Origin of the sequence: Achromobacter sp. NPDC058515 (assembly GCF_042721735.1) — a bacterium.
Taxonomy (GTDB): domain Bacteria; phylum Pseudomonadota; class Gammaproteobacteria; order Burkholderiales; family Burkholderiaceae_B; genus Achromobacter.
In genome coordinates, this window is record NZ_JBHXNI010000025.1 from 40,352 (window position 1) to 49,305 (window position 8,954).

11 protein-coding genes are annotated in these 8,954 nt (G+C 66.5%); 2 read left to right on the forward strand and 9 right to left on the reverse strand.

Features of this window, described 5'->3' with window-relative positions:
- Window positions 1-79: 79 nt before the first annotated feature.
- Window positions 80-406, forward strand: a complete 327-nt coding sequence (locus tag ACFWP0_RS28665) for a PsiF family protein (RefSeq protein WP_377848035.1) — start codon at window positions 80-82, stop codon at window positions 404-406.
- Window positions 407-470: 64 nt separating this feature from the next.
- Here ACFWP0_RS28665 and ACFWP0_RS28670 read toward each other — a convergent pair whose 3' ends face one another.
- Genes ACFWP0_RS28670 through ACFWP0_RS28695 form a run of 6 tightly spaced genes read right to left on the reverse strand, consistent with a single transcriptional unit; the run spans window position 471 to window position 4,322 of the window.
- A complete protein-coding gene (locus ACFWP0_RS28670; RefSeq protein ID WP_377848036.1) occupies window positions 471-1,511 on the reverse strand; it encodes a cyclase family protein in 1,041 nt (346 codons plus the stop codon).
- A 5-nt stretch (window positions 1,512-1,516) separates the two neighbouring features.
- Window positions 1,517-2,296 (reverse strand): 3-oxoadipate enol-lactonase, encoded by a 780-nt coding sequence (gene pcaD, locus ACFWP0_RS28675; RefSeq protein ID WP_377848038.1) that lies wholly within the window; start codon window positions 2,294-2,296, stop codon window positions 1,517-1,519.
- 52 nt (window positions 2,297-2,348) lie between these two features.
- The gene (locus tag ACFWP0_RS28680; protein ID WP_377848040.1) at window positions 2,349-2,645 is read right to left on the reverse strand and encodes a YciI family protein; all 297 of its coding nucleotides are present in this window, start codon (window positions 2,643-2,645) and stop codon (window positions 2,349-2,351) included.
- Between the two features lie 12 nt (window positions 2,646-2,657).
- Window positions 2,658-2,933: a muconolactone Delta-isomerase gene (gene catC, locus ACFWP0_RS28685; protein ID WP_171667756.1), complete on the reverse strand. Its 276-nt coding sequence runs from the start codon at window positions 2,931-2,933 to the stop codon at window positions 2,658-2,660.
- A 58-nt stretch (window positions 2,934-2,991) separates the two neighbouring features.
- Window positions 2,992-3,636, reverse strand: a complete 645-nt coding sequence (locus ACFWP0_RS28690; protein ID WP_377848041.1) for a 3-oxoacid CoA-transferase subunit B — start codon at window positions 3,634-3,636, stop codon at window positions 2,992-2,994.
- The gene (locus ACFWP0_RS28695) at window positions 3,633-4,322 is read right to left on the reverse strand and encodes a 3-oxoacid CoA-transferase subunit A (RefSeq protein WP_171667754.1); all 690 of its coding nucleotides are present in this window, start codon (window positions 4,320-4,322) and stop codon (window positions 3,633-3,635) included. Before ACFWP0_RS28695 ends, ACFWP0_RS28690 begins: the two co-directional genes overlap by 4 nt.
- Before the next feature lie 194 nt (window positions 4,323-4,516).
- Between ACFWP0_RS28695 and ACFWP0_RS28700 the strand changes: the two genes are divergently transcribed.
- Entirely contained in the window at window positions 4,517-5,299 is a 783-nt protein-coding gene (locus ACFWP0_RS28700) for an IclR family transcriptional regulator (RefSeq protein WP_377848043.1), read from the forward strand.
- Window positions 5,300-5,352: 53 nt separating this feature from the next.
- On the opposite strand, the gene ACFWP0_RS28705 is transcribed toward ACFWP0_RS28700, so the two are convergent.
- From ACFWP0_RS28705 to ACFWP0_RS28715, 3 genes are all read right to left on the reverse strand, one after another.
- Complete coding sequence (locus tag ACFWP0_RS28705) at window positions 5,353-6,081, reverse strand: SDR family NAD(P)-dependent oxidoreductase (RefSeq protein WP_377848045.1); 729 nt, start codon at window positions 6,079-6,081, stop codon at window positions 5,353-5,355.
- Window positions 6,082-6,118: 37 nt separating this feature from the next.
- Window positions 6,119-7,459: a short-chain fatty acid transporter gene (locus ACFWP0_RS28710; RefSeq protein ID WP_377848047.1), complete on the reverse strand. Its 1,341-nt coding sequence runs from the start codon at window positions 7,457-7,459 to the stop codon at window positions 6,119-6,121.
- Between the two features lie 187 nt (window positions 7,460-7,646).
- On the reverse strand, window positions 7,647-8,582 hold the full coding sequence (locus ACFWP0_RS28715) for a 3-hydroxyacyl-CoA dehydrogenase family protein (RefSeq protein WP_377848049.1): 936 nt from the start codon (window positions 8,580-8,582) through the stop codon (window positions 7,647-7,649).
- Window positions 8,583-8,954 lie beyond the last annotated feature (372 nt).

An 8,954-nucleotide genomic window follows, 5' to 3' on the forward strand; every position in this document is an offset into this window, starting at 1 on the left:
GCCGGCGCCTTGGCCGGCGGATCGTGCCGCCCGACATTGCGCGCGCAAGCGCGCCAGCGGGCGCTCAAGGGAGGAACTCATGCTTTCCCGTACCAGCCAGTTGGCCTCGGCCATCCTGTTGTCCGCATGTTTTGCCGGGGCCTACGCCCAGACCCCCTCCGCTCCCGCGCCCGCCAAGACGCCAACGCCGCAGCAGCAGCGCATGGCGGACTGCAACAAGTCCGCGGAAGGCAAGAAGGGCGACGAGCGCAAGACATACATGAGCAGTTGCCTGAAGGGCGAGGAGCCCGCCAAGCAATTGACCCCGCAGCAGCAGAGGATGAAGGACTGCAATGCCAAGGCAGCGGAACAGAAGCTGACCGGCGACACGCGCAAGACGTTCATGAGCACCTGCCTGAAGAACTGACCGTTCCTGCATGAAAAAAGCGCCAGACGGATGTCTGGCGCTTTTTGTTGGCCGTTGCCCAGCCTCAGGCGGTGGCGATCGGCGTGACCGGCGAGCCGATGGCATGCGGCAGCCGCAGGGGCGGAGCGGTCAGCATGAAGTGGTGGCGGCCGTTCGCGTGCAGGAAGTCGGCCAGGTCCTTCAGGTACCAGAGTTCGGCCAGCGGCAGGCCCAGCTTGAACAGGCAGTGGTGGTGCAGCGGCAGCATGGCGCGCGGGCCGGTCTTCTCGCGGGCGGGATAGGCCTCCACCGCGTAGTTGTCGGCGCAGATGGCGGCGATGCCGCTGTCGGTAATCCATTGCAGCAGGGCCGCGTCGGTGCCGTCCAGCGCGGCGCCGTAGGTGTGGAGCACCTCGGGGTCGGGCGTGCCGTTCATGGCGACGACGGCTTCGGCGTAGCCGGTGCGCAGCACCAGCATGTCGCCGGGTTCGACCGTGATCTTGTCGGTTTCCAGCACATGCATCAGTTCGGCGTGACCGATCAGGGTGCGGCCCGCGCCGTAGTGGCGGAACAGGTCCACCAGCACGCCGCGGCCCTGCATGCCCTTCTGCGCCAGGTTTTCCACGCCCAGCTTCAGCGCGGCCGAGGGGCCGCCGCTGTTGCAGCCGCAGCCGGTGTGGTCGCCGTCGGCCGGGCCCACCACGTCGACGCCGGCCTGGAAGCCGTTGTAGTAGCGCAGCTCGGGCTTGCCGTCGCCGTCGGCGTCGAACAGGGCGCCCACGTGCGCCAGCGCGTCCCACTGCGTGGAGTACTGCATGGACAGCAGCACCTGGTCGTCGCTCAGCACGTCCACCGCATCCGGGTTGACGTTTTTCAGCGGGAAGTTCAGGTAGGGCGTGTCCTTGAGCTTCGTGGGGCTCAGTTGCGGCGGATGGCGGCGCGGGTTGAGCACGTTGCCGCCGGGCAGGTCCAGCGGCAGCGACAGGCAGAAGGTCTTGCCGGCGCGGATCTCGCGCGCGCCCTTCAGGACCTGCTCTTCGGTGATGAGATTCAGGCGGCCGAGTTGGTCGTCGGGCCCGAAGTCGCCCCAGTTGGAGCCTTCGGGCCGGTGCTTCCAGCGTTGCATGCGGGTCACTCCGTCAGGAAGTCGACGACCGCGCGGGTGTAGGCTTCCGGTTGCTCCCAGTTCGAGATGTGGGAGGTGTTCAGTTCGACATAGCGCGCGCCGGGAATGGCGGCGGCCAGTTCGCGGCCTTGCGCGGGCGTGGCGGCCAGGTCGTGTGTGCTGCCGATGACCAGCGTGGGCGCCTTGATGGACGACACCTGTTCGCGGAAATCGGCGTCGCGCAGCGCGGCGCAGTTGCCCGAGTACCCGGCGTCCGGCGTGCGGCGCAGCATATCGATCAGCACTTGGGTCAGGCCCGGCTCGGCGGCGCGGTAGCCGTCGGTCAGCCAGCGCTCGACCAGCGTGGGCGCCATCTTTTCCAGGGTCTGGTCGGCCACGGCGGCGATGCGCGTGCTCCAGCCTTCGGCCGAGCCGATGCGCGCGGCGGTATTGCACAGGACCAGCTTGCCGATCAGTTCGGGGCGGGCAAGCGCCAGCCACAGGCCCGTCGGGCCGCCCATCGACAGGCCGCAGAAGTGCGCGCGCTTGATGTCCAGGTGCGCCAGCAGTTCGGCCACGTCGTTGCCGAGCTGCTCGAAGCTGTACTCGCCCTCGGGGATCGAGGACTTGCCGTGGCCGCGGGTGTCGTAGCGCAGGACGCGGAAATGCTTGGCCAGTTCGGGGATCTGGCGGGCCCACATGTCGGAGCAGGTGCCCAGCGAATTGGAGAGCACGAGCACCGGCGCGTCGGCGGGGCCATCGATGACGTAGTACAGCCGTGCCTGGCTGAGATCGGCATAAGACATGTGGGATTCCTCGGATGTGGCAGCGGCCGCGCAAACGGCGGCCGCGTCGGTATTACAGGTGGCAGGCGCCGTCGAGATAGGCCTTGCGCCAGCGCGTGATGGTCACGCGGTCAAACAGATTGGCGACGGAGAACGGATCGGCGTCGATGAACTGCTGCGCGGCTTCGCGCGTGTCCAGGTCAACGATGTACAGGCCGCCGCCGGCGTCCTTGCCGTCGTCCTGCAGCTTGGCGCCGCAGGCCAGCAGCAGCTGCTTGTTGGCGTCCAGGTACTGCAGGTGCGCGGCGCGGTGCTGCTGGCGCACTTCCTGGTGGTCGGGCTTGTCGAAGGTTTCGATGATGTAGGGCATGCGATGCTCCTGTCAGATCGCCGAGGGATGGCGCGCCAGCGCGGTGACTTCGATATCCATGTACGGAAACAGCGGCAGGGACGACAGCAGCGTGTGCAGTTCGTCGTTGCTTTCCACGTCGAAGATGCTGACGTTGGCGTAGCGGCCGACGACGCGCCACAGGCTCTTCCACTTGCCGTCGCGCTGCAGCTGCTGCGCCAGGGCCTTTTCGTCGGCCTTCAGCTTGTCGGCGCGGTCGGCGGGCATGTCGACGGGCAGATTGACTTGCATTTGAACCATGAACAACATGATGGACTCTCCATGATGCCGCCCCGGCGCGCGCCGGGGGGCGTATCGGCAAAAAAACTCAGCGGGAAAACTTCAGCGGCAGGCCGGTCAGGCGCAGCAGCTCGTCGGCGGTGATGTCGCCGAACATGTCGGTGACCGTCACGCCGTCGGCGCGGATGTCGAACACGGCCACGTCCGTGTACACGCGCGACACGCAGCGCACGCCGGTCAAGGGGTAGGTGCAGGCCTGGACCAGCTTGCTCTGGCCCTCGCGGGTCTGCAGTTCCATCATCACGAAAACGTCTTTCGCGCCGATGGCCAGGTCCATCGCGCCGCCCACGGCGGGGATCGCGTCGGGCGCGCCGGTGTGCCAGTTGGCCAGGTCGCCTTGCTGCGAGACCTGGAAGGCGCCCAGCACGCAGATGTCCAGGTGGCCGCCGCGCATCATGGCGAACGAGTCGGCGTGATGGAAGAACGAGCAGCCGGGAAGTTCGGTCACGGGCTGCTTGCCGGCGTTGATCAGGTCGTAGTCTTCCTGGCCCTTGGCGGGAGCCGGGCCCATGCCCAGCATGCCGTTCTCGGTGTGCAGGATGACTTCGCGGTCGGCCGGCAGATGGTTGGCCACGAGCGTGGGCAGGCCGATGCCCAGGTTGACGTAGGCGCCTTCGGGAATGTCCTGCGCGACGCGGGCGGCGATCTGGTCGCGGGTCAGTTTGGTGCTCATTGCTGCTCCTTGGCGGCCGGGGTGGCTTCGATCTGCACCACGCGCTTGACGAAGATGCCGGGGGTGACGACGGTTTCGGGATCCAGCTCGCCCAGCTCCACGACTTCACGCACCTGCGCCACGGCGACGCGCGCGGCGCTGGCCATGATGGGGCCGAAGTTGCGGGCGGTCTTGCGATAGACCAGGTTGCCCCAGCGGTCGCCGCGCTCGGCCTTGATGAGCGCGTAGTCGGCGTGCAGCGGATACTCCAGCACGTACTGGCGGCCGTTGATTTCGCGGGTTTCCTTGCCGTCGGCCAGCGGGGTGCCGTAGCCGGTGGGCGTAAAGAAGGCGCCGATGCCGGCGCCGGCGGCGCGGATGCGCTCGGCCAGGTTGCCCTGGGGCACCAGTTCCAGCTCCAGCTTGCCGCTGCGGTACAGGCCGTCGAAGATCTGCGAGTCCGCCTGGCGCGGGAACGAGCAGATGATCTTGCGGACACGATTGGCGCCCAGCAGGGCGGCCAGGCCGGTGGTGCCGTTGCCGGCGTTGTTGTTGATGATGACCAGGTCCTTGGCGCCCTGCTCCAGCAGGGCGTCGATCAGTTCCATGGGCTGGCCGGCGGTGCCGAAGCCGCCGATCATGACGGTGGCGCCGTCGGGTACGTCCGCCAGGGCGGCCGCCGCGCTTGCAACAAGCTTAGAGATCATGATGTTCGCTCATAGGTGGCGTGTCATAATTTGTTCTTCATTAGAACTTTCGTTCTTCTGAAGAACATCGTTTCATGGGGACCGCAGGGCGTCAAGGCAAGCCCGCGCGCTGCAATCTCCATCGTTCGGCGTTGCCCGAAAGGGGCAACGGACGGCTCGCCAGCGGCGAGCTTTTTACTCTTGGGCACAGACGGATGGCCGAGCAAGATCCCCAGCAACCCAGCGACAGCTACGTGCAATCCTTCGCCCGCGGCCTGTCCGTGATCCGGGCCTTCGGCCCCGACCGTTCGCAGATGACGCTGTCCGAGGTCGCCGCGGTGACGGGGCTGACCCGCGCCGGCGCGCGCCGCATCCTGCTGACGCTGGAACACCTGGGCTACGTCACCGTCCTGGACCGCAAATTCGCGCTGACGCCGCGCATCCTGGAGCTGGGCTACGCCTACCTGTCGGGCACGCCGCTGTGGAACCTGGCGCTGCCCTACATGGAAGAGGTGGCCGAGCAGACGCGCGAGTCGTGCTCGGTGTCCGTGCTGGAAGGCGCGGACATCGTCTACATCCTGCGCCTGTCCACCCACAAGGTGATGACGATCAACCTGGCCGTGGGCAGCCGCCTGCCGGCGTGGGTGACGTCGATGGGACGGGTGCTGCTGGCCGGCTTGCCCGAAGCGGAGCTGGACCGGGTGCTGGCGATGAGCCAGATCCAGGCCTACACCGCGGAGACCGTCACCGACATCGCCGAGATCAAGCGTGTGCTGGCCGGCGTGCGCGCCGACGGCTACGCCTGCGTGGCGCAGGAACTGGAACCGGGCCTGCAGTCCGTGGCCGTGCCCATCATCGACCGCAGCGGCCGGGTGATCGCCGCGATGAACGTCAGCGGGCATGCCAACCGCTTTTCGCGCGAGGCCATGCTGGCGGCATTCCTGCCGCCCTTGCGCCGCGCGGCCGACCAGATCAACCACGCGCTGCTGCGCCGCTAGGCGCAGCCTGCGGACGAGCGCGGGATCGGGCTGGACGGACATGGCGGCCGGGCTCAGATGGGGGCGACGCCCAGCGTCGTGCCGCCGCACACATACAGCATCTGGCCGGTGACGAAACCGTTGTCGGGCGACAGGAAGAACATGGCGGCGCGCGCCACGTCCTCGGGCGTGCCCAGGCGCTTGACGACGATGCTGTTGATGATGCGTTCGGTCTGCGGAGCGCCCGCCGGGTTGCTCTTGGTGAAGAGGTCGGTGGCGATGGGGCCGGGGCCGATTGCGTTGACGGTGATGCCGTCGCCGCCCAGCTCCATGGCCAGCGTGCGGGTCAGGCCCACCAGGCCGGCCTTGGTGGCCGAATAGACCACGCGGTCAGGCTTGCCCAGCGCGGCGCGCGACGACATGTTGACGATGCGGCCGAAGCCGGCTTCGCGCATGGCCGGCAACGCCGCCTGCACCAGGATCAGCGCGGTGCGCAGATGCAGGTTCACCACATAATCCAGATCCGCCAGCGTGGCCGTGTCGGCCGTGCCGGGGCGGGTCGCGCCCGCGTTGTTCACGAGGCCCACGATGTTGTAGGCGCCGGTCACTTCGCGGGCGACTTCCTTGGTGCGCGCTTCGTCGGTCAGGTCGGCCTGATACGAGACCAGCCCGGCCGGCGGATTCTCGGGCAGCTTGTAGTCGATGTTGACGACTTGATAGCCCGCATCCAGCAGCATGCGGATGATGGCTGCGCCGATCCCGGCGCTGCCGCCGGTGACGAGATATGCGGTCGGTTTGCTCATATCAGTTTCCGTTCGATGTAGAAGAAGGCGCTTCGGATCAGTGGGTCAGGTAGCCCCAGGCCAGTACGGCGGTGATGTGGATCACGCCGACCCACAGCATCATGATGACGGTATAGCCCATCACGTCGCGCAGCTTCAGCTTGGACAGGGCCAGCGCCGGCAGGATCCAGAAGGGCTGCACCAGGTCGTTCCAGGCGTTGCCCAGCATGACGGCCATGGTGGTCTGGTTCAGCGCGCTGCCGATTTCCTTGGCGGCGTCGATCATGAACGGGCCCTGGATGACCCAGTGGCCGCCAGCGGACGGCGCGAAGAAGTTGATGACGAACGAGCTGATCAGGCCCCAGAACGGCAGCGTTTCGGGCGTGGCGACGTCGACGAAAACTTTCGAGATCGTCGTGACCAGGCCGGAGGCGGCCATGATGGCCATGATGCCGGCGTAGAACGGGTACTGAAGAATGATCCCGGAGATCGTCTTGATGCCTTCGGTCAGCTTGGCGACGTAGGCGGCCGGCGTGCCCAAAAGGATGATGCCCAGGAACAGGATGATGAAGTTGATCAGGTTCAGGTCCAGCGAACCGCCGTCCACGAAGTGGAAGACGACGTAGGCCACGCCCAGCGCGCCGATCAGCAGGCTCAGGAGGCGGCTGTTGTTCAGCTTGGAGGCGATGGTGCCCTTTTCCAGCAGGTCTTCGGCGGCGCTCGACGCATTGGCGTCGCGGTCGATGGCCGGGTCCACTTCGACGATCTTCTCGCCGTTCTTCGGGTGCAGCCAGGCGTTGAGCAGCGGCAGCGTGACGATGATGACCAGGCTGGTGAGCAGCATGGGAATCGAGAAGATGGTTTGCGACAGCGGGATGGTGCCCATCTGGCTGGCGGTCGGGTGGCCGGGGGTGGCCACCAGCACGGGGATGCTGGCCGACAGGCCCAGGCCGTACATGGTGAAGCCGCTATAGGCCGCGGCGATGATCAGGGGGTAGTGCACGCCCTTGACCTTCAGGGCCAGCTTCTTGGCGACGATGCCGCCGATGACGAGGCCAAAGCCCCAGTTCAGGTAGCTGCCCACGCCGCCGACGAGCGTCGCCACGATGATGGCGGTGTGCGGCTTGTGGACGTGGCTGACGATGCGGTTGAGCAGGCGGTCGGTGAGCGGCGCGGTGGCCAGCACGTAGCCCATCGCCAGGATCACGGCCATCTGGGTCGTGAAGGCCAGGAGGCCCCAGAAGCCCTTGCCCCAGGCGCGGGTGACGTCGCCGATGCCCTGGCCTTCGATGCCCATGGCCAGCAGGACGGTGAGCAGGGTGAGCGCGATCGCGAACACGAAGGGATCGGGCAGATACTTGCGCATCAGCTCGGTAAAGAATGAAGCTAGTTTATTCATGGTGCCTCCAACAAACTCCGTAGGCTGGTTCTCTGGTGTCTTGCGCGGCCCGCCATCGGGTGACGACGCGGGCAGGTGGGACGATTGGTTTTCTTTGCGTGGTTGGGCTCGTGGCCCGATGGCGCGGTCGGCCTTGGCCCCCGCGCCTTATCTTTTGTGAATGCGGTCTTTGGAGCAGGCCCCGGGATCAGGAGTCGCCGGCCTTGCTGTTGAGCCAGGCGGCCAGTTCGCCCAGCGTGGCGCTTTTTTCGCGCAGCACGCGTTCGCGGCGTTCGGGGCTCCAGGTGTAGAAGCCCTGGCCGCTCTTGGCGCCGATCTGGCCGCTGTCGACTTTGCTTTTCAGCAGGTCGGACGGTTCGGTGCGGTTTTCCAGGTCTTTGTAGAGGTAGCTGGCGATGGCGTAGTGCACGTCGATGCCGTTCATGTCGCGCTGTTCCAGCGGGCCGGACAGGGCGAGGCGGATGCCCAGGCTCCACTTGACGACTTCGTCGATGTCTTCGGCGCTGGCGACGCCCTTTTCCAGGAGCGAGATGGCCTCGCGGGCAAGGGCGTGCTGGATGCGGTTGGCGATGAAGCCGGGGATGTCCTGGCGCACGAGCACGGGGCGCTTGCCGGCAAAGCGCAGGGTGGCCATGACCTGGGCGACGGTGTCTTCGGAGGTGTCGTCGTTGCGGACGACTTCGACCAGGGGGATGACGTCGGCGGGGGTGAAGAAGTGGGTGCCCACGAAGCGGTCGCGGCGCAGGACGGCGCTGGCGATGGCGTTGATGGACAGGCCGGAGGTGTTGGTGGCGAAGAGGGTGTGCGCGGGGCACAGGGAGTCGAGCTTGGCGAAGATGCCGCGCTTGAGGTCCAGGTTTTCCGGGACGGCTTCGATGACGAGGTCGCTCGCGGCGGCGGCTTCCAGGCCGGGCTCCAGGCGGATACGCTGGATGGCTTCCTGGACGTTGCCGGGGGCGTAGACGTTCAACTGGCGGTCGATGGTCTTCAAGGCTCGCTCAAGGGCGCCTTCCATCGGGTCGATCAGGACGACGTTGAGTCCTTTCGAGGCGAACAGCGCGGCGATGCCGCTGCCCATGGCGCCTGCGCCGATGATGGCGAGATTCTTGAGGGGAGTGTCCATGATGGCTCGCTTGGTGCTTGCGGCGGTTGCCTTGCAGGCGGGCACCGGGAACCAGGGTGATCTCTGTCTCTTCCAGGGGCGCCTTTCTGTGCGGCTTGGCCAGAAAAATCGGTTTTGTTCTATATGCGAACATTTGTGCGTATATAGAATTTATGAAGAAGATAGTACTAAAAGTCGCGGGGGGTGGACAAATGGGGGATTTGGGGTGTTCGTGGGGTGGACGGTCGGGGGGCGGATTTGACGCGACGGTCGCGGAGGCTGGCGCAGGGTGAGTTCTTGAGGAGCCCGGCGTGGCGGGGGCCTGGGGTGCGCGGGGCTGCGATTGCGGTCCGGAGCCTTCGCTCCGGACTCCCCCTTCGTCATCTTCGTCAC